The organism is Siccirubricoccus deserti (genome assembly GCF_014283215.1).
Lineage (GTDB): Bacteria > Pseudomonadota > Alphaproteobacteria > Acetobacterales > Acetobacteraceae > Siccirubricoccus > Siccirubricoccus deserti.
The window spans coordinates 1-651 of sequence record NZ_JACOMF010000263.1 but is presented as its reverse complement, the minus strand read 5'-3'; the positions used below and the strand labels follow the sequence as shown (position 1 = coordinate 651).

Genomic DNA, 651 nt, shown 5'->3' with positions numbered 1-651 from the left:
GCGGAACCTATCCAGGCCCGCCGCCGCAGGGTGGCATCGAGAGGCCGAAGACATGACCGCAAGCGCGCCGCTGAGTCAGCCGACGAAATCATGCTTGCAGGGCGGGGACCGTCCAGACATGGGCCTATGACTTCGTCGAGGATCGACCCCGGGATGGCCGCAAGTTCCGCATGTTGAACGTGGTGGATGAGTTCACCCGCGAGTGCCTAGCCAGCCGCGTGGCGCGCCAGCTCAAAGCAGCCGACGTCATCGGCGTCCTCTCCGACCGGTTCATCCTGCGCGGCATGCCAAGCCATGGTACCCATCCGGCCAAGACCGCGGGTCGCGGCTGATCAGGCAGCTGCGGCTTGGTGAGGCTGTGCGTTCTTCCAGTTCCAGGGCAGCAGCTCGTGCAGCTGCGAGGCCGGGTAGTCGGCGATCCTCGCCAAGCCGTCGGCGAGCCAGGCGCGTGGGTCGACGTTGTTCAGCTTGGCGGTGATAATCAGCGAGTAGATCGCCGCGGCGCGCTCGCCTCCCCAATCGGAGCCGGCGAACAGCCATGACTTCCGCCCAAGGGCGATGCCACGCAGGGCGCGCTCGGCGGCGTTGTTAAAGGGCATGGTGCCTCCGGCACCACTGCCCGGTGGATGCGACCGCCCCGAGGGGGGTATT

The 651-nt window shown here is 67.1% G+C and carries 2 pseudogenes; one reads left to right on the top strand and one right to left on the bottom strand.

Annotated features, from left to right (window positions below):
- Window positions 1-119: 119 nt before the first annotated feature.
- A pseudogene (locus H7965_RS30230) lies at window positions 120-296 on the top strand (IS3 family transposase); the annotation flags it as partial.
- 36 nt (window positions 297-332) lie between these two features.
- Here H7965_RS30230 and H7965_RS30225 read toward each other — a convergent pair.
- A pseudogene (locus H7965_RS30225) lies at window positions 333-590 on the bottom strand (transposase domain-containing protein); the annotation flags it as partial.
- Window positions 591-651: the final 61 nt, after the last annotated feature.